Origin of the sequence: Acidovorax sp. LjRoot74 (assembly GCF_964254355.1) — a bacterium.
Lineage (GTDB): Bacteria > Pseudomonadota > Gammaproteobacteria > Burkholderiales > Burkholderiaceae_C > Acidovorax.
This window is the reverse complement of record NZ_CAXUTI020000001.1, coordinates 431,342-448,245: the sequence shown is the minus strand read 5'-3', so window position 1 is coordinate 448,245 and position 16,904 is coordinate 431,342. Positions and strand designations below refer to the sequence as shown.

Sequence of the window (16,904 nt, the reverse complement as noted above, 5' to 3'; positions counted from 1 at the left end):
AGCATGGCCAAGTTTTTTATCGACCGCCCCATCTTTGCATGGGTGATCGCACTGTTCATCATGGTGATGGGCGGTGTGGCGATCACGCAGCTGCCCATCGCCCAGTACCCCCCGGTGGCCCCACCCGCCATCGTCATCAACGCCGCCTACCCCGGTGCCTCGGCGCAGACGCTGGAGGACAGCGTGCTGTCCGTCATCGAGCGCGAAATGAACGGCTCGCCCGGCCTGATCTACATGGAGTCGGTCGCGCAAGCCGATGGGTCGGGCAGCATCACCCTGAGCTTCCAGCCCGGCACCAACGCCGACCTGGCGCAGGTGGATGTGCAAAACCGCCTGTCGCGTGCCAGCCCTCGCCTGCCTTCGGCGGTGACCCAGCAAGGCGTGCGCGTGGACAAGTCGCGCTCCAACTTCCTGCTGTTCACCATGCTGTCGTCGTCCAACCCGGCGACTGACACGGTGGCCCTGGGCGACTACGCATCGCGCAACATCGTGCCCGAGCTGCAGCGGCTGCAGGGCATTGGCCAGGCACAGCTGTTTGGTACCGAACGCGCCATGCGCATCTGGATCGACCCGGCCAAGATGATGAGCTTCAACCTCTCGGCCGCCGAGATCACCGCCGCCATCCGCGCCCAGAACGCACAGGTGGCCAGCGGCACGATTGGCGACCTGCCCAACGTCGCGGGCCAGGGGATTGCCGCCACCGTGGTGGTCAACGGCCAGCTCAGCAGCGTGGAGCAGTTCGGCAACATCGTGCTGCGCGCCAATACCGATGGCTCCACCGTGCGCATCAAGGATGTGGCACGCGTCGAACTGGGCGGCCAGGCCTATGCCACCGCCGCACGCCTGAACGGCAAGCCCGCCGTGGGCATTGGTGTCCAGCTGTCGCCCAGCGGCAATGCCCTGGAAGCCGCCAAGGCCGTGCGCGCCAAGATGGATGAACTCTCGCGCTACTTCCCCGAAGGCATGGGCTGGAGCATTCCCTACGACAGCTCGCGCTTTGTGGACATCTCCATCAAGCAGGTCGCTCAGACCCTGTTCGAGGCTGTGGCCCTGGTGTTTCTGGTGATGTTCCTGTTCCTGCAGAACTGGCGCTACACCATCATCCCCACCATCGTGGTGCCCATTGCCCTGCTGGGCACGTTCGCCACGCTGCTGGCGCTGGGGTTCTCGATCAACGTGCTGACCATGTTCGGCATGGTGCTGGTGATCGGCATCGTGGTGGACGACGCCATCGTGGTGGTGGAAAACGTCGAGCGCATCATGAGCGAGGAAGGCCTGTCTCCGCTGGAGGCTACGCGCAAGGCCATGCGCCAGATCTCGGGCGCCATCATTGGCGTGACCGTGGTGCTGATCTCGGTGTTTGTGCCTCTGGCGTTTTTTGCGGGCTCCACCGGCAACATCTACCGCCAGTTCTCGGCAGTGATGGTCGCCTCCATCGGCTTCTCGGCCTTCATGGCGCTGTCGCTCACACCCGCGCTGTGTGCCACGCTGCTCAAGCCGGTAGAGGCGGGTCACCACCACGAAAAAACAGGCTTCTTCGGCTGGTTCAACCGGGGCTTTTCGCGCACCGCCAAGGGCTACGAAGGTTTTGTGGCCCGCATGCTCAAGCGCGCCGCGCGCTACCTGGTCATCTATGCCGCCATCGTGGGCGCCGTGGCCGTGGTCTACATGCGCCTGCCCACCTCGTTCCTGCCGAGCGAAGACCAGGGCAACATCATCGTCAACGTGCAGCTGCCTCCCGGTGCCACGCAAGAGCGCACGCTGGCCGTGATGGAGCAGGTCGAAGGCTTCATCCTCAAGCAGCCCGAAGTGCAAAGCATGGTGGGCGTGCTGGGCTTCAGCTTCTCGGGCCAGGGCCAAAATGCCGCGCTGGCGTTCGTGACCCTCAAGGACTGGAGCGAGCGCCATGGCCCCGGCCAATCGGCGCAGGACGTGGCCAACCGCGCCTTTGGCGGGCTGATGGGCATCCGCGATGCGTTCATCTTCCCGCTGAGCCCGCCCCCCATCCCAGAGCTGGGCAACGCCAGCGGCTTCACTTTCCGCCTGCAGGACCGGGGCGGCGCCGGGCACGCTGCCCTGGTGCAGGCCCGCAACCAGCTTCTGGGCATGGCCTCGCAAAGCAAGGTGCTCACGCAGGTGCGCCCGGACGGCCTGGAAGACGCGCCCCAGCTGCAGATCGACATCGACCGCGACAAGGCCAACGCCCTGGGCGTGCCGTTTGACGCGATCAATTCGGCGCTGTCCACTGCGCTGGGCTCCAGCTACGTGAACGACTTCCCAAACCAGGGCCGCCTGCAGCGCGTGGTGGTGCAGGCCGATGCGCCGGCACGCATGCAGCCGGACGATCTGCTCAAGATCAATGCCGCCAACAGCCAGGGCAAGCCCGTGCCACTGTCGGCATTTGCCACCACCCGCTGGGTGAACGGCGCGCAGCAGACGGTGCGCTACAACGGCTATCCGGCCATGCGCATCTCGGGCGCCCCCGCACCCGGTTTCAGCACCGGTGCCGCCATGGCCGAGATGGAAAAACTCGCCAAGCAGCTGCCCGCAGGCTTCGGCTTTGAATGGACCGGCCAATCGCGGGAAGAAAAGCTCGCTGGCGCCCAGTCGCTGATTCTCTACAGCTTCGCCATCCTGGCCGTGTTCCTGTGCCTGGCAGCGCTGTACGAGAGCTGGTCCATCCCGCTGGCGGTGATCCTGGTCGTGCCCCTCGGCGTGCTGGGTGTGCTGCTGGCCACGCTGATGCGGGGCTATGCCAACGACGTGTACTTCCAGGTGGGCCTGATCACCATCATTGGCCTGTCAGCGAAGAACGCCATCCTGATCATCGAATTTGCCAAGGACCTGCAAGCCCAGGGCAAGGGCGTGATCGAGTCGGCACTGGCGGCCGCCCACCTGCGGTTCCGCCCCATCGTCATGACGTCCATGGCCTTCGGGCTGGGCGTGCTGCCGCTGGCCATCGCCTCGGGCGCTGGCTCGGCCAGCCAGCGCGCCATCGGCACCGGCGTGCTGGGTGGCATGGTCACCGGCACCGCACTGGCTGTGTTTTTTGTACCCGTGTTCTTTGTGGTGGTGCGCAGCCTGTTCAAGGGCAGCGCACGCCAGGCAGAAATGAATCGCCGCCATGCAGAAGAAGCAGGAGTTGGAACCCATGATTGATCCCCGCAGCACCCCCCTCGCACTGACGGCGGCAGCGGCTGCGCTGCTGCTCGCGGGCTGCTCGTTCATCCCCACCTATGAACGCCCGGCAGCCCCCGTGCCAGCGACCTATGCAGCCGCATCCTCTGCGACGGGCACGGCCCAGGCCACGGCCGACACAGCCCCCTGGCAAGACTACTTTGCCGATCCCCGACTGCGGCAATTGATCGAGACCGCGCTGGCCAACAACCGCGACCTGCGCGTGGCCATGCTCAACGTCGAACAGGCGCGTGCCACCTACCAGGTGCGCCGCGCCGACCAGTACCCGGGTGTGGGCCTGGCCGCCAACGCCAGCCGCGCGCCCGCCTCGGGCAGTGGCAACCTCACCAACTCGTTCAGCGTCGGGCTGGCAGTGTCGGCCTGGGAGATCGACTTCTTCGGCCGCCTCGCAAGCCTCAAGGAACAGGCCCTGGCCCAGTACCTTGCCACCGAGGAAGGCCGCAACGCCGCCCAGGTGAGCCTGGTGGCGGCGGTGGCCAACGGCTGGCTGGCGCTGCTGGCCGACGAAGAACTGCTGGACCTGTCCCGCCAGACACTCGCCTCGCGCGAGGAATCGGTGCGGCTGACCAAGATGCGGCTGGATGCCGGTGTGGCCTCGGAATTGGACTTCCGCCAGGCCGAGTCCCTCACTCAGGCAGCCCGCGCCACGCTGGCGCAGCAGCAGCGCCAACGCGCACTCGACGAAAACGCCCTGGCCTTGCTGCTGGGCCAGGCCCTGCCCGGCGAGGTCAGCGCCAGCCTGGCCGGCAGCCGGCTGGTCAATGCACCCGCCATGGCCCCGCTGCCCGCAGGCTTGCCATCGGAGCTGCTCATCCGCAGGCCCGACATCCGCCAGGCCGAACAGCAGCTGATCGGCGCCAACGCCAACATTGGTGCCGCGCGCGCCGCGTTTTTCCCGCGCATCTCGCTGACAGCGCAGGCGGGCACGGCCAGCGGCGAGCTGTCGGGGCTGTTCAAGAACGGCTCCTGGGGCTTCACCATTGCGCCGTCGCTGCTGCTGCCCATCTTTGATGCGGGCCGCAACCAGGCCAACCTGGAGAGCGCACAGGCCAGCCGCAGCATTGCTATCGCGCAGTATGAAAAAGCCATCCAGACCGCATTCCGAGAGGTCTCGGACGCCCTCGCGGGGCAGGCGACGCTGGGCGAACAGTCACTGGCCCAGCAGCGGCAGGCCGAAGCCGAGAGTGCGCGCCTGCAACTGGCCGACCTGCGCTATCGCAACGGCGTGGCCAGCTACCTGGACCTGCTGGACGCCCAGCGCTCCCTGTTCACGGCCCAGCAGGCCGTGGTGCAGGTGCGGCTGGCGCAGCTGCAGAACCAGGTGGCGCTCTACAAGGCCCTGGGCGGCGGCGCCCCGGCACCCGCGCAGGCCAGCAGCTCCTGATGCGCAACCCCACGCCCGCAGACTGCCCGTGCCGTGTGTTACGGGTTGTGTGCGGACGACACCGGCCCACCCGGGCCGGGGCGGGAGCCGAAGTTCCCCGGGGGCGTAGATATAATTTAAGGTTGATTTCATCAAAGCCCCCCGATAACCAGAGGACGTCATGAGCGACAACCACCACGAAGAAGCGCACACCGGCCCCATCAAGACTCCCAAGCAGTTGCTGCTGGCGAGTTTTTTCTCGTTCGTGATCCCGATCTTTGCCATCATCGGCTTGGTCATTTACGTGACGTCCGCCGACAAGCCTGCCGCTGGCGCCGTCAACCCCGAGAAGGCCATCGCCGAGCGCATCCAGAAGGTGGGCATGGTCGAAGTGCGTGACGCCAACCGCCCCCTCAAGAGCGGTGAAGACGTGTTCAAGGCGCAATGCACGGCCTGCCACACCTCGGGTGCCGCAGGTGCCCCCAAGATGGGTGATGCCGCAGCCTGGTCGGCCCGCATCAAGACCGGCTTCGAAGCCCTGGTGCAGTCCGCTCTGAAGGGCAAGGGCGCGATGGCTCCCCAAGGTGGTGGCGACTTCAACGATACCGAAATCGCCCGCGCTGTGGCCTACATGGCCAACGCCAGCGGCGGCAAGTTCGACGAGCCCGCAGCCCCCGCTGCAGCGGCAGGTGGCGAAGCCGCCGCTGCGGCAGCAGCCCCCGCCGCTTCGCGCTAAGCAGCAGTCCTGACCCTGCCCCGCCATCTGGCGGCGCGGGTCCCGGCGCTGGGTGGCGCTTCTGTGTCCACCCAGCCACCTGCAGCCCATGGGGTGGCCAAGCAATTGGCAGGAAAACTAACCGTGCCGGGGCTGGCCCCCACCCCCATAAAAAAACCGACGCATGCGTCGGTTTTTTTATGGCCGCAACACACGGCCCTGCTCAACTACGCTCCTACCGGGCCCCGCCCTCGCACGACCGCGCCACCCACCCCGCCTGCGGACTGGCCATGTAGCCAAACCGGGTCGGCAGGTCGCTGGCCAGCACCTCCTGCAGCGGCCAGCGGCCAGACTCCACGGCCTCGGCCGCCAGGGGCACATCCATGGTGTGGACCAGGCCCACGCCGATGTCGGTGGCCAGGTACAGCCGCCCCTGCTCGTCTACCAGAGCTTCCCGCACCTCCGCCACCTGGCCTGTGTGGGCCTGCAGCGACAGGTCAGGCTGGATGCGCCAGATCCAGGGCGTGGCCTCCAGCTCCACATACACCCGCTGGGGGCCGTTCTGAAAGAACCATTGCCCCTGGGCATCAGCCTCGTAGTTGCGGGCGATGAAGGCGATGAGCTTGTCGTGCTCCAGCAACTGCCCCTTGCTCTGCGCAAAGGGCCCCGCCGCCTGCGTGGCATCGTCGCGCAAGTACCAGCGGCCCCGCGCGTCCAGCCCCAGCCAGCCGTAGCAGTCCGGCACGTTGGGCCATTTGGCCAGGGCCTGTTTGACGATGTCATCCATGGGCCGATTGTCCTCCCTGAGTGCCCCCTGCCCCGGCCTGCTCTGCGAGCCAGCCGCCCACGGCTTCGGGCATGGCGCGCACATGGCCGGGCGGGCGCCCCCGGGGGAAGCCCACATGCCCGCCGTGCGGCGGCTGCCAGAGCGTGACACACGGGCCCACCTCGTGCGCCCCGGGCAAGCTCGCGGCGGGCACAAACGGGTCGTTGCGGGCATTGACCACCAGCGCCGGGATGCGGATCTGGTGCAGCAAGGGCTTGGCCGAGGCGCGCAGCCAGTAGTCCTCGGTGTTGCGGTAGCCGTGCACCGGGGCGGTGAACACGTTGTCGAAGGCGTACAGGTCCCGCGCGGCCAGCAGCGTCTGGCGGTCGAACAGCCCCGGGTGCTGCGCCAGCTTCTGCAGCGCCTTGGGCACCAGGGTGCGCATGAACATGCGGGTGTAGACCTGCCGGTTGAAGCCGCGCCCAATCGCGAGCCCACCCGCAGCCAGGTCGATGGGCGAGCACACAGCAGCCACGGCGTCGGCGCTGCGCGCGGCGTCAGTGCCCACTTCGGCAGCCCAGCGCAGCAGCGCATTGCCGCCCAGCGACACCCCGGCCGCCATCAGCGGCCCGGTGTGGGTGGCGCGCAGCCGCTGCAGCATCCAGCCGATCTCGGCATGGTCGCCCGAGTGGTAGGCGCGCGGCGCGCGGTTGATCTCACCGCTGCAGCCCCGGAAGTGCGGCAGCGCGCAGGCCCAGCCCCGCTGGCGCGCCAGGTCGGCAAAGGCCTCGCTGTAGTGGCTGCGCGAGGAGCCCTCCAGGCCGTGGAACACCACCAGCAGGGGCCGCTGCACGGTGGTGGCGATGCCGTCGTGCAGAAAATCCACGTCCACAAAATCACCGTCTGGCGTGTCCCAGCGCTCACGGCGGTACTCGGGGCGGGGGCCCAGCGCCCGGCGGGAATACAACGCGGGCCAGATCGTCTGGAGCTGCCCACCGGGCAGCCATCGAGGTGCTACATATTTCATAGCTATTAAGGCAATACCATCGCGCGCAAAGGCGCTAAAAAGCTCATATTCTTGCGGCCATGCAGGTGTCAGTGCAGCACCGGCCGCTGGGCCGCCACCACCTGCGCATCGGGCGCCGTGCCCGGGCTCGCATGGTGGGCCACCATGCGCCAGCCTTCGGGGGTCTTGTGATAGACATTGGTGGCCAGCACCACGGCCTGGTGCAGGCCATCGGGCAGCATCACCTCCACCTGTTCGGCCACGCTGTGCACCGCACTCGACAGCGCCACCACCCGGTGCACCTGCACCGGCCGCGCGCGCACCGTGCCGTTCGCAAACATGGACTCGAAGGCCGCACGGATGGCTCCCGCCCCCAGCAGGCGCGGCCCGCCGGGGTGCACGCAGACGATGTCATCCTCGTCTGCCCAGCACGACATCAGCAGGTCGATGTCACCGCGCTGCAGGGCTTCGTAGAACGCTGATTCGGTTTCATCCGACGAGCCACCGAGGGTGGCAGCTTTGGAGCGGGCGCGGGGCATGGTCGTTCAGGGTGGTGGTGGGGATGAATCGGCAGGCGGCGCCACAGCGGCACAACTGGCAAGGCAGCTATTGTGCGTTCAGCCCGCCACCGGCTGGCCGCGCATGCGGCGATGACCGAGGGCTTTGGTGGGCCTCGGTCTTGGAATCGGTTCACGATCTCCCGGGGCCGCTCGGTGGCCTTGCCGGGCAAGTCTGCTGCGTTGCGGCGCCAGACTCCCCGTGCCGCCGGGTTTCTGGCACATTCGCCCCATTCTCCTTTTTTGCTAGGCCCCCATGATGATGAAGATGCGACGTTTCCTGGCCCTTGGCACCCTGCTGCTGATCACCCTGGCCCTGGGCGGCTGCGGCTACAACGACTTCCAGCGCCTGGACGAACAGACCAAGGCCGCATGGAGCGAGGTGCTCAACCAGTACCAACGGCGCGCGGACCTGGTGCCCAACATCGTCGCCACCGTGAAGGGCGAGGCAGATTTCGAGCAGGAAACCCTGACCCGCGTGGTCGAGGCCCGGGCCAAGGCCACGGCGGTCCAGGTCACGCCCGAGACCCTGAACAACCCCGAGGCCTTCAACAAGTTCCAGCAGGCGCAGGGCGAGCTTTCGGGTGCGCTGTCGCGCCTCATGGCGGTGTCCGAGCGCTACCCCACCCTGCAGGCCAACCAGGGCTTTCGCGACCTGCGCGTGACGCTGGAGGGCACGGAAAACCGCATCACCGTGGCCCGCAACCGCTACATCCAGACCGTGCAGGACTACAACGTGCTCGCGCGCAGCTTTCCCACCAACCTCACGGCCATGGCGTTCAGCTACGCCCCCAAGCCCAGCTTCACCGTGGCCAACGAGGCGCAGATCAGCACGCCCCCCACCGTGGATTTTGGCGCCTCCAAAGCCAAGCCCTGACGCACCCGGCCGCGCCCCTGTTCTCTGCAGAAATCTGAAGAAAATATGCTTCTTGCGCGCATTGGACGGGCGTTGATAGCTATATTATTTATAGCAATTACACCTTTGAGCGCGTGGGCCCAGGGTGCGCTGCAAGCCATTCCGCCGCTCACCGGCCATGTCATCGACCAGACGGGCAGCCTGAGCGCGGCCGACACCCAGGCGCTGGAATCCCAGCTGGCCACGCTGGAACAGACCCGGGGCGCACAGGTGGTGGTGCTGATGGTGGCCAGCACGGCGCCCGAAGACATTGCCGCCTATGCCAACCGCGTGGGCAATCACTGGAAAATCGGCCGCCGGGGCATAGGCGACGGCGTGCTGGTGCTGGTGGCCAAAAACGACCGCAAGATGCGCATCGAGGTGGCCAAGGCGCTGGAAGGGGCCATCCCCGACATCGCGGCCGCCCGCATCATCGACAGCGCGATGAAGCCCCGCTTTCAGCAGAACGACTATGCAGGTGGCCTGTCCGCCGCCGCCACCCAGATCGCCGCGCGCATCGCCGCCGAAGGCCTGCCACAGCCCGAGGCAGAGCCTGTTTCCACCCAAGACATTCAGCACCACGGCCTGTTCGACTGGACCGATTTCGCCATCTTCCTGTTCTTCGGCGTGATGGTGGCCGGGCCCCTGGCCCGCAGCATCTTTGGCAGCGCGCTGGGCGGGTTGCTGGTGGGCGGTGGGGTGGGCGTGCTGGCGTTTGTGTTCACCGCCAGCCTGCTGCTGTCCGTGGGCGCGGGGGTGATTGCGCTGCTCTACACCTGGATCTTCGGGGGCCGCAGCGCCCCCATCGCGCTGGGCCCCGGCAGCAGCCATTCTGGAAGCTGGGGATCGGGCAGCAGTGGTAGCAGCGGCGGCTACAGCAGTAGCAGCGACAGCGGGGGATTCAGCTCCGGTAGTGGCGGCGATTTTGGCGGCGGTGGCGCCTCGGGAGACTGGTGATGGGCAGCAAAGGCGCAACGACTTTTCACCCGCTGCAGGCCCTGCGACGCCTGCTGCGGCACCGCTGGACAGAAGCCGCCTCCCGCCGCGCCCTCTCGGCCCCCGTCTTGCAGCGCGTGGAGGCGCAGGTCCATGCCAGCGAGCAGCACCACACAGGGCAGATCCGCATCGTGGCCGAGGCCAGCCTGCCCTGGAGCTACCTGCGCCGCCAGGCCAGCCCCCGCGAGCGCGCCATCATGCTCTTCAGCAAGTACCGCGTGTGGGACACCGAACACAACAACGGCGTGCTGATTTACCTGCTGATGCCCGAACATGCGATCGAGATCGTGGCCGATCGGGGCTTGGCACGGCAGGTCCCGCCCCAGGAGTGGCAGGCACTGGTGCAACAGATGTCCAGCCGTTTCCGGGATTTGCACTACGAAGAAGGTCTGATCGAGGCCATTGATGCCGTCTCGCTGCAGTTGGCCCAGCATTTCCCGCGCACAGGCAGCGCCCCGCAGGCCAACGAGCTTCCGGATGCACCCGTGGGGCCATCCCGGCGCTGAAAGCCTGGGAGGCCGGGGCCCGGGCCTCGTACAGTCCTCGGCGCCAGAACCTATTGCCTCACCAGCCAGCGTCCCGCGCCAATATGCTTGTGGTGTCTCACCTGGCCGTTCCGCCCCGTCCGCATCCCCGGCTGGTGTGACTCTTGTGCAGCGAACACAGACCGCAGTGGGGATGCAGCGGCCCCATAAACCGCAGCCTCTTGCAGTCCCTGCGCTAAGCGCCGTTCTGAAAATGTGCCCGGGTTTCTCTCTAGGCTTGCGCCGCTGACCCCGTAGTGGGCGATGAATCCACCCTGACCCGCAGCACCACACTCCATATTGTTTCCAATACTGGAACAGTCAGTTCGCGACCCGGTGGTTTTTCCCTGAACACCATCGGCGTACAGTTCATCCCATCGATGAGCCGAACCCGCAAGGCGACTCACCGAACCCGGTTCAGGAATGGTTTTTTGGCCCGGCTTTTTTGAGACGCTTTTTAACTTCAAGGATTTTCATCATGAACAACACCGCACGTTTCCTCTCCATTGCCGCTGTCGCTGCTTTCGCCTCTTTCGGCGCCCACGCTGACGAAGCCGATGCTTCGCAATTCGCCACCAAGTTCGAAACGAACCGCACCCGCGCTGAAGTGGCTGCCGAAGCCGCCACTGTGGCCCAGACCCGCAGCATTGAGCCTGCTGGTTCCCGCGTCGTGACCTACAAGAGCACCGCTGATCGCGCTGCTGTGCGTGCCCAGGCTGCTGAAGCTGTGCGCACTGGCCAGATCTCTTACGGCGAGCGTGGTTGATTGATCAGCGCTTGATTCGCTGAATCCACCGCTCTTCCTGTTTCGTATTGCCTAGTACATCCCTCTTTTTTGAATTTCATCGGAGTTTCACCATGAACAAGACCGCTCGCATCATCTCCATCGCTGCTGTGGCTGCTTTCTCTGCTTTCGGCGCCCACGCTGACGAAGCCGATGGCTCGCAGTTCGCTCTGAAGTTCGACACCAACCGCACCCGTGCTGAAGTGGCTGCTGAAGCCGCCACTGTGGCCCAGACCCGCTCTATCGAACCCGCAGGTTCGCGTGTGGTGACCTACAAGTCCACGGCCGACCGCGCTGCGGTACGTGCCCAGGCTGCTGAAGCCCTGCGCACGGGCCAGATCCCTTCAGGCGAATTCAGCGCCATGTAATTCCAACCGGCCTGTGCAGGCCGGTCGTGAAGTGCAAATGCCATACAAAAGGCCGGAGTCCCTTGCGGGGCTCCGGCCTTTTGTTTTTCTTCGCTCGTGTACCTTGCCCAAGCCTGTTTAAGGAGAACAGAGGCACAAGTCACCACAAGGGCGATGCGCCGACGGCGCCCCCAGGGGCAATCCTCACCTCTATCTGGTCGCTCCCTCTCTACACAGCCTTTCACTCGGGCATAAAAAAACCCGGCCAGGCCGGGTTTTGGTCAGTCCGGGAAGGATTCCGGGCTTATTTCTTCTGGCGAAACTTGCGCAGCGCCGCAATCTGGGCAGCCATCACGGCGAGTTCGGACTGGGCCTTGGCCAGGTCCAGCTCGCTCTTGGCGTTCTTGAGCGCTTCTTCGGCCGATGCCTTGGCCGCATTGGCCTTCTCATCGTCCAGGTCCTTGCCGCGGATGGCGGTGTCAGACAGCACAGTCACGCAGTTGGGCTGCACTTCCAGAATGCCACCGGCCACGAAAACAAACTCTTCGTCACCGTTGGCCATCTCGATGCGCACCGAGCCGGGCTTGATGCGCGTGATCAGCGGGGTGTGGCGGGGATAGATGCCCAGCTCACCAGCCTCGCCAGGCAGCGCGACGAAACGTGCTTCACCGGAGAAGATGGACTCTTCGGCACTGACCACATCAACGTGGATGGTGTTCATCATTGCTCCTAGGAAAAGGTGGGTTGCTTGATTGCAGAAGGCTGAGCTACCGTGGGCCGCTCAGCCACCGGGCAATCAGGCCACCTTCTTGGCCTTTTCGAAGGCTTCGTCGATGGTACCGACCATGTAGAACGCTTGTTCTGGCAGGTGGTCGCACTCGCCGTTCACGATCATCTTGAAACCACGGATGGTTTCAGACAGAGGAACGTACTTGCCTGGCGAGCCCGTGAACACTTCGGCCACGTGGAATGGCTGCGACAGGAAACGCTGGATCTTGCGCGCGCGGGCCACGGCCAGCTTGTCTTCAGGAGCCAGTTCGTCCATGCCCAGAATGGCGATGATGTCGCGCAGTTCCTTGTAGCGCTGCAGCGTACCTTGCACGGCGCGGGCCGTGGCGTAGTGGTCTTCGCCCACGACGTTCGGGTCCAGCTGGCGGCTGGTGGAGTCCAGAGGATCCACGGCAGGGTAGATACCCAGCGAAGCGATGTCACGCGACAGCACCACAGTGGAGTCCAAGTGAGCAAAGGTCGTGGCAGGCGATGGGTCGGTCAAGTCATCCGCTGGCACGTACACGGCCTGGATGGAGGTGATCGAGCCGACCTTGGTCGAAGTGATACGCTCTTGCAGACGGCCCATTTCTTCGGCCAGCGTAGGCTGGTAGCCCACGGCGGAAGGCATACGGCCCAGCAGAGCGGACACTTCGGTACCGGCCAGCGTGTAGCGGTAGATGTTGTCCACGAAGAACAGCACGTCACGGCCTTCGTCACGGAAGGACTCGGCGATGGTCAGGCCGGTCAGCGCCACACGCAGACGGTTGCCTGGTGGCTCGTTCATCTGACCGTACACCATGGCAACCTTGGAGTCTTCGAGCTTCTCGAGATTCACCACGCCGGAATCGGCCATTTCGTGATAGAAGTCGTTCCCTTCGCGGGTACGCTCGCCCACACCAGCGAACACCGACAGACCCGAGTGGGCCTTGGCGATGTTGTTGATGAGTTCCATCATGTTCACGGTCTTGCCCACACCGGCACCACCGAACAGGCCCACCTTGCCGCCCTTGGCGAACGGGCACACAAGGTCGATCACCTTGATACCGGTTTCCAGCAGCTCTTGCGAAGGCGACAGTTCGTCGTACGCAGGGGCCTTGCGGTGGATGGATGCCGTCAGTTCCTGGCTCACAGGACCGCGTTCATCGATGGGGTTGCCCAGCACGTCCATGATGCGGCCCAGCGTGGCCTTGCCCACAGGGACGGTGATGGCGTTGGCGGTGTTGGTGACCATCAGGCCACGACGCAGGCCGTCAGATGAGCCGAGGGCAATGGTACGCACCACGCCGTCGCCCAGCTGCTGCTGCACTTCCAGCGTCAGGGCAGAACCCTCCAGCTTGAGCGCGTCATACACCTTGGGCATCTGGTCGCGCGGGAACTCAACGTCCACCACAGCGCCGATACATTGAACAATCTTGCCTTGCACTTGAGCCATTTTTCGCTCCAATTTAGATGTTGGTTGAGCTGCTTACACAGCAGCGGCGCCAGCCACGATTTCCGAAAGTTCTTTCGTGATCGCTGCCTGGCGCGTCTTGTTGTAGACCAGCTTCAACTCGCCAATGACGCTGCCGGCGTTGTCGGTGGCGGCCTTCATGGCCACCATGCGCGCCGACTGCTCGGACGCCATGTTTTCCGCAACGGCCTGGTAGATCAGGGATTCGACGTAGCGGACCAGCAGATCGTCGATCACGGTCTGGGCATCGGGTTCGTAGATGTAGTCCCAGCCATGTTCGGTCTTCTCGGCCTGCATTTGCTCGGACGACAGCGGGAGCAGTTGCTCCACGACCGATTCCTGGCGCATGGTGTTGATGAACTTGGTGTAGCTCAGGTACACCGCGTTGATCTTGCCTTCTGCGTAAGCGTCGAGCAGCACCTTCACGGGGCCGATCAGCTTGTCCAGGTGGGGCGTATCGCCCAGGCCCGTCACATGCGAAACCACCTTGGCACCGACGCGGTTCAGGAAACCCAGGCCCTTGTTGCCAATGGCCACGGCCTCCGTCGAAACACCAGCGCCTTGCAACTCACGCAGCTTGGTCGTCACGGCGCGCAACACGTTGGTGTTCATGCCGCCGCACAGGCCCTTGTCGGTGGTTACCACGATCACGCCAGCCGTCTTGGCATCGTTCACTTTCATGAACGCATGCACGTATTCAGGGTTGGCTTGGCCGAGGTTGGCTGCAATGTTGCGGATCTTCTCGCTGTAAGGGCGGGCAGCCCGCATCCGGTCCTGCGCCTTGCGCATTTTGGATGCGGCCACCATCTCCATGGCCTTGGTGATCTTCTTGGTGTTTTCCACCGATTTGATCTTGCCGCGTATTTCCTTGCCTGCTGCCATGATGGCTCCTCGTCCGGTTTAAGCGAACGACTTCTTGAACGCGCCGATGGCAGCGGTCAATTCGGCTTCTGCGTCCTTGTCCATGGCCTTGGCCTGTTCCAGCTTGGCCAGCAGTGCGGCGTGGCTGGTCTTCAGGAACTGGTGCAGGCCGTGTTCGAAGTCGAGAACCTTCTTGACGTCGATGTCGTCCATGAAGCCCTTGTTCACAGCAAACAGCGTGGCGCCCATCAGAGAGATGGACAGAGGGCTGTACTGTGCCTGCTTGAGCAGTTCGGTTACGCGGGCACCGCGGTCCAGTTGCTTGCGGGTGGCTTCGTCCAGGTCGGAAGCAAACTGCGCAAACGCAGCCAGTTCACGGTACTGGGCCAGGTCGGTACGGATACCACCGGACAGGTTCTTCACCAGCTTGGTCTGGGCAGCACCACCGACGCGCGACACCGAGATACCGGCGTTGATGGCGGGGCGGATACCGGCGTTGAACAGGCTGGTTTCCAGGAAGATCTGACCGTCCGTGATCGAGATCACGTTGGTAGGCACGAAGGCGGACACGTCGCCAGCTTGCGTTTCGATGATCGGCAGTGCGGTCAGCGAGCCGGTCTTGCCCTTGACTTCACCCTTGGTGAAGGCTTCGACGTAGTCGGCATTCACGCGGGCTGCGCGTTCGAGCAGGCGGCTGTGGAGATAGAACACGTCGCCAGGGTAGGCTTCGCGGCCTGGTGGGCGGCGCAGCAGCAGCGACACTTGACGGTAAGCCACAGCTTGCTTGGACAGGTCGTCATACACGATCAGGGCGTCTTCGCCGCGGTCGCGGAAGTATTCGCCCATCGTGCAACCCGAGTAGGCCGACACGTACTGCATGGCTGCCGATTCGGATGCCGATGCGGCCACCACGATCGTGTATTCCATGGCACCGGCTTGTTCCAGTGCGCGCACCACGTTCTTGATCGACGAAGCCTTCTGACCGATGGCGACGTAGATACAGGTCACGCCCTGGCCCTTCTGGGCAATGATGGCGTCGATGGCCACGGCGGTCTTGCCGGTCTGGCGGTCACCGATGATCAGCTCGCGCTGGCCACGGCCCACGGGCACCATGGAGTCGATCGACTTCAGGCCGGTCTGCAGGGGTTGGTCCACCGATTTACGGGCGATCACGCCCGGTGCGACCTTTTCGATCACGTCGGTGAGCTTGGCGTTGATGGGACCCTTGCCGTCGATCGGCTGGCCCAGGGCGTTCACCACGCGGCCGACCAGCTCGGGGCCGACCGGCACTTCCAGAATGCGGCCCGTGCACTTGACGGTGTCGCCTTCGGAGATGTGTTCGTACTCACCCAGAATCACGGCGCCGACGGAGTCGCGCTCAAGGTTCAGGGCCAGACCGAAGGAGGGCTGACCGTCCTTGGTGGCGGGGAACTCAAGCATTTCGCCAGCCATCACGTCCGACAGGCCGTGCACGCGCACGATACCGTCAGACACGGACACCACGGTACCCTGGTTGCGGATATCGCTGCTGGCGGCCAGACCTTCGATGCGGCTCTTGATGAGTTCAGAAATTTCTGCGGGATTGAGTTGCATGACTCTTTCCTTCTTTCTTTGGTTCGCTGTCCTCGCCGCGCGTTACGCGGTGAGGGCCGCTTTCATTTGTTCAAGACGGGCCTTGACCGAAGTGTCCAGCACCTCGTCACCCACAACTACGCGAATGCCACCGATCAGGGACGGGTCCAGCTGAGCGGTGAGATTGAGCTTGCGGCCAAAACGCTTTTCGAGCGCCGAGCCGACCTCAGCCAGCGCGGCAGCATCCATCGGAAAAGCGCTGTGCACCACAGCATCCGAGGAGCCGCTGCGGCCATTCACGAGGGCACGAAACTGTGCAGCGACTTCCGGGAGCGCAGCAAGGCGTCCGTTGTCGATGACCGTGCGCAGGAAGTTCTTGGCCGTATCGGGCAGTGCCGAACGCGCAACACCTGTGAAGACGGCGAACACTTGGTCTGCCGTCACCTTGGGGTTGTCCGCCAGTTGGCGCAACTGGGGGTTGGCAGCAATGGCCGCCAGTTCATCGACCCAGTCAGCGGTGCTGGCCAGGTCCATGCCCGCACCCGCGGTAGCGGCCTTGAACAGGGCTTCGGCGTAAGGGCGGGCAATGGTGGCGAGTTCAGCCATGTGTGTCCCCTTACAGCTCGGTCTTCAGGCGGTTGAGCAGGTCGGCGTGAACGCCGGCATTGACTTCCTTGCGGAGAATCTGCTCTGCACCCTTGACGGCCAGCGCTGCCACTTGCTCACGCAGGGCTTCGCGGGCTTGCACCGTTTGCTGTTCGGCTTCGGCACGGGCGGAAGCAACAATCTTGTTGCCCTCTTCCGTGGCGCGTGCCTTGGCTTCTTCGATGATGGCCTGGGCACGTCGGTCGGCGTCCGCAAGACGCGAGGCCGTTTCGTTGCGCGCCTGCGACAATTCCTTCTCGACGCGCTGGTTGGCAGCGGTCAATTCGGACTTGGCACGATCGGCAGCAGCGAGGCCTTCGGCGATTTTCTGGGCTCGTTCATCCAACGCCTTCGCGATCGGGGGCCACACGAATTTCATCGTGAACCACACCAGGATCAGGAAGACGATGGCCTGAATGAACAGGGTCGCGTTGATACTCACGGCAACACCTTT

The 16,904-nt window shown here is 64.6% G+C and carries 17 protein-coding genes; 8 read left to right on the top strand and 9 right to left on the bottom strand.

Going from position 1 to position 16,904, the window contains the following annotated elements:
- The first annotated feature begins 3 nt into the window (after positions 1–3).
- From ACSQ3O_RS02100 to ACSQ3O_RS02090, 3 genes are all read left to right on the top strand, one after another.
- Positions 4–3,159 carry an efflux RND transporter permease subunit gene (locus ACSQ3O_RS02100; protein WP_436137688.1) on the top strand — a complete coding sequence of 1,052 codons (3,156 nt, stop codon included), beginning with the start codon at positions 4–6 and terminating at the stop codon, positions 3,157–3,159.
- Positions 3,152–4,582 (top strand): efflux transporter outer membrane subunit, encoded by a 1,431-nt coding sequence (locus ACSQ3O_RS02095; protein ID WP_436137687.1) that lies wholly within the window; start codon positions 3,152–3,154, stop codon positions 4,580–4,582. Before ACSQ3O_RS02100 ends, ACSQ3O_RS02095 begins: the two co-directional genes overlap by 8 nt.
- Before the next feature lie 160 nt (positions 4,583–4,742).
- Positions 4,743–5,297, top strand: a complete 555-nt coding sequence (locus ACSQ3O_RS02090; RefSeq protein ID WP_137747108.1) for a c-type cytochrome — start codon at positions 4,743–4,745, stop codon at positions 5,295–5,297.
- A 214-nt stretch (positions 5,298–5,511) separates the two neighbouring features.
- On the opposite strand, the gene ACSQ3O_RS02085 is transcribed toward ACSQ3O_RS02090, so the two are convergent.
- The 3 genes from ACSQ3O_RS02085 to ACSQ3O_RS02075 form a co-directional block, all read right to left on the bottom strand.
- Entirely contained in the window at positions 5,512–6,063 is a 552-nt protein-coding gene (locus ACSQ3O_RS02085) for a DUF2946 family protein (RefSeq protein ID WP_436137686.1), read from the bottom strand.
- On the bottom strand, positions 6,056–7,069 hold the full coding sequence (locus ACSQ3O_RS02080; RefSeq protein WP_436137685.1) for a YheT family hydrolase: 1,014 nt from the start codon (positions 7,067–7,069) through the stop codon (positions 6,056–6,058). Before ACSQ3O_RS02080 ends, ACSQ3O_RS02085 begins: the two co-directional genes overlap by 8 nt.
- 68 nt (positions 7,070–7,137) lie before the next feature.
- Positions 7,138–7,587 (bottom strand): YybH family protein, encoded by a 450-nt coding sequence (locus ACSQ3O_RS02075; protein ID WP_137747111.1) that lies wholly within the window; start codon positions 7,585–7,587, stop codon positions 7,138–7,140.
- A gap of 280 nt (positions 7,588–7,867) precedes the next feature.
- Here ACSQ3O_RS02075 and ACSQ3O_RS02070 point away from each other — a divergent pair, with 280 nt between their 5' ends.
- From ACSQ3O_RS02070 to ACSQ3O_RS02050, 5 genes are all read left to right on the top strand, one after another.
- Positions 7,868–8,482 carry a LemA family protein gene (locus ACSQ3O_RS02070; RefSeq protein WP_436137684.1) on the top strand — a complete coding sequence of 205 codons (615 nt, stop codon included), beginning with the start codon at positions 7,868–7,870 and terminating at the stop codon, positions 8,480–8,482.
- A gap of 45 nt (positions 8,483–8,527) precedes the next feature.
- Complete coding sequence (locus ACSQ3O_RS02065) at positions 8,528–9,457, top strand: TPM domain-containing protein (RefSeq protein WP_436137683.1); 930 nt, start codon at positions 8,528–8,530, stop codon at positions 9,455–9,457.
- On the top strand, positions 9,457–10,002 hold the full coding sequence (locus tag ACSQ3O_RS02060) for a TPM domain-containing protein (RefSeq protein ID WP_436137682.1): 546 nt from the start codon (positions 9,457–9,459) through the stop codon (positions 10,000–10,002). Before ACSQ3O_RS02065 ends, ACSQ3O_RS02060 begins: the two co-directional genes overlap by 1 nt.
- A 496-nt stretch (positions 10,003–10,498) precedes the next feature.
- Positions 10,499–10,786, top strand: a complete 288-nt coding sequence (locus ACSQ3O_RS02055; protein ID WP_298450385.1) for a DUF4148 domain-containing protein — start codon at positions 10,499–10,501, stop codon at positions 10,784–10,786.
- 92 nt (positions 10,787–10,878) lie between these two features.
- The gene (locus tag ACSQ3O_RS02050) at positions 10,879–11,172 is read left to right on the top strand and encodes a DUF4148 domain-containing protein (protein ID WP_137745186.1); all 294 of its coding nucleotides are present in this window, start codon (positions 10,879–10,881) and stop codon (positions 11,170–11,172) included.
- Positions 11,173–11,455: 283 nt separating this feature from the next.
- Here ACSQ3O_RS02050 and ACSQ3O_RS02045 read toward each other — a convergent pair whose 3' ends face one another.
- The 6 genes from ACSQ3O_RS02045 to ACSQ3O_RS02020 form a co-directional block, all read right to left on the bottom strand.
- Positions 11,456–11,872, bottom strand: coding sequence for a F0F1 ATP synthase subunit epsilon (locus ACSQ3O_RS02045; RefSeq protein WP_063460851.1), 417 nt, complete (start codon positions 11,870–11,872; stop codon positions 11,456–11,458).
- A gap of 75 nt (positions 11,873–11,947) precedes the next feature.
- Positions 11,948–13,354, bottom strand: a complete 1,407-nt coding sequence (atpD, locus tag ACSQ3O_RS02040; protein WP_137749673.1) for a F0F1 ATP synthase subunit beta — start codon at positions 13,352–13,354, stop codon at positions 11,948–11,950.
- Positions 13,355–13,387: 33 nt separating this feature from the next.
- Entirely contained in the window at positions 13,388–14,254 is an 867-nt protein-coding gene (gene atpG, locus ACSQ3O_RS02035; protein WP_137749674.1) for a F0F1 ATP synthase subunit gamma, read from the bottom strand.
- Between the two features lie 18 nt (positions 14,255–14,272).
- Positions 14,273–15,826 carry a F0F1 ATP synthase subunit alpha gene (gene atpA, locus ACSQ3O_RS02030; RefSeq protein ID WP_137749675.1) on the bottom strand — a complete coding sequence of 518 codons (1,554 nt, stop codon included), beginning with the start codon at positions 15,824–15,826 and terminating at the stop codon, positions 14,273–14,275.
- A 42-nt stretch (positions 15,827–15,868) separates the two neighbouring features.
- Positions 15,869–16,411: a F0F1 ATP synthase subunit delta gene (locus tag ACSQ3O_RS02025; protein ID WP_137749676.1), complete on the bottom strand. Its 543-nt coding sequence runs from the start codon at positions 16,409–16,411 to the stop codon at positions 15,869–15,871.
- Between the two features lie 10 nt (positions 16,412–16,421).
- Positions 16,422–16,892: a F0F1 ATP synthase subunit B gene (locus ACSQ3O_RS02020; RefSeq protein ID WP_007847746.1), complete on the bottom strand. Its 471-nt coding sequence runs from the start codon at positions 16,890–16,892 to the stop codon at positions 16,422–16,424.
- Between the last annotated feature and the right edge of the window lie 12 nt (positions 16,893–16,904).

What these genes read in the sequence shown, in the direction of transcription:
- ACSQ3O_RS02100 (WP_436137688.1), top strand. Translation starts at nt 4, where the DNA reads ATGGCCAAGTTTTTTATCGACCGCCCCATCTTTGCATGGGTGATCGCA.
- ACSQ3O_RS02095 (WP_436137687.1), top strand. Translation starts at nt 3,152, where the DNA reads ATGATTGATCCCCGCAGCACCCCCCTCGCACTGACGGCGGCAGCGGCT.
- ACSQ3O_RS02090 (WP_137747108.1), top strand. Translation starts at nt 4,743, where the DNA reads ATGAGCGACAACCACCACGAAGAAGCGCACACCGGCCCCATCAAGACT.
- ACSQ3O_RS02085 (WP_436137686.1), bottom strand. Translation starts at nt 6,063, where the DNA reads ATGGATGACATCGTCAAACAGGCCCTGGCCAAATGGCCCAACGTGCCG.
- ACSQ3O_RS02080 (WP_436137685.1), bottom strand. Translation starts at nt 7,069, where the DNA reads ATGAAATATGTAGCACCTCGATGGCTGCCCGGTGGGCAGCTCCAGACG.
- ACSQ3O_RS02075 (WP_137747111.1), bottom strand. Translation starts at nt 7,587, where the DNA reads ATGCCCCGCGCCCGCTCCAAAGCTGCCACCCTCGGTGGCTCGTCGGAT.
- ACSQ3O_RS02070 (WP_436137684.1), top strand. Translation starts at nt 7,868, where the DNA reads ATGAAGATGCGACGTTTCCTGGCCCTTGGCACCCTGCTGCTGATCACC.
- ACSQ3O_RS02065 (WP_436137683.1), top strand. Translation starts at nt 8,528, where the DNA reads ATGCTTCTTGCGCGCATTGGACGGGCGTTGATAGCTATATTATTTATA.
- ACSQ3O_RS02060 (WP_436137682.1), top strand. Translation starts at nt 9,457, where the DNA reads ATGGGCAGCAAAGGCGCAACGACTTTTCACCCGCTGCAGGCCCTGCGA.
- ACSQ3O_RS02055 (WP_298450385.1), top strand. Translation starts at nt 10,499, where the DNA reads ATGAACAACACCGCACGTTTCCTCTCCATTGCCGCTGTCGCTGCTTTC.
- ACSQ3O_RS02050 (WP_137745186.1), top strand. Translation starts at nt 10,879, where the DNA reads ATGAACAAGACCGCTCGCATCATCTCCATCGCTGCTGTGGCTGCTTTC.
- ACSQ3O_RS02045 (WP_063460851.1), bottom strand. Translation starts at nt 11,872, where the DNA reads ATGAACACCATCCACGTTGATGTGGTCAGTGCCGAAGAGTCCATCTTC.
- atpD (WP_137749673.1), bottom strand. Translation starts at nt 13,354, where the DNA reads ATGGCTCAAGTGCAAGGCAAGATTGTTCAATGTATCGGCGCTGTGGTG.
- atpG (WP_137749674.1), bottom strand. Translation starts at nt 14,254, where the DNA reads ATGGCAGCAGGCAAGGAAATACGCGGCAAGATCAAATCGGTGGAAAAC.
- atpA (WP_137749675.1), bottom strand. Translation starts at nt 15,826, where the DNA reads ATGCAACTCAATCCCGCAGAAATTTCTGAACTCATCAAGAGCCGCATC.
- ACSQ3O_RS02025 (WP_137749676.1), bottom strand. Translation starts at nt 16,411, where the DNA reads ATGGCTGAACTCGCCACCATTGCCCGCCCTTACGCCGAAGCCCTGTTC.